At 56.4% G+C, this 351-nt stretch carries 1 rRNA gene; it reads right to left on the bottom strand.

The annotated features are described in order from the left end of the window. A 23S ribosomal RNA gene (locus J1781_RS00080) occupies positions 1–351 on the bottom strand; the annotation flags it as partial.

Raw genomic sequence — 351 nt, 5'->3', positions numbered from 1 at the left:
CTCTACCTGACCACCTGTGTCGGTTTGGGGTACGATTTCGTGTTACCTGGAGCTTAGAGGCTTTTCCTGGAAGCATGGCATCAGCTACTTCACCACCGTAGTGGCTCGTTATCACGCCTCAGGGTTAGTATGCAACCGGATTTACCAGGTCACACCCCCTACACGCTTGAACCGGGACAACCGTCGCCCGGCCAGCCTAGCCTTCTCCGTCCCCCCTTCGCAGTAACACCAAGTGCTGGAATATTAACCAGCTTCCCATCGACTACGCTTTTCAGCCTCGCCTTAGGGGTCGACTCACCCTGCCCCGATTAACGTTGGACAGGAACCCTTGGTCTTCCGGCGTGCGGGTTT

Origin of the sequence: Rahnella perminowiae, from assembly GCF_019049695.1 — a bacterium.
GTDB lineage: Bacteria > Pseudomonadota > Gammaproteobacteria > Enterobacterales > Enterobacteriaceae > Rahnella > Rahnella perminowiae.
The sequence above is the reverse complement of the archived record's forward strand: the minus strand, read 5'-3'. Positions and strand labels throughout refer to the sequence as shown.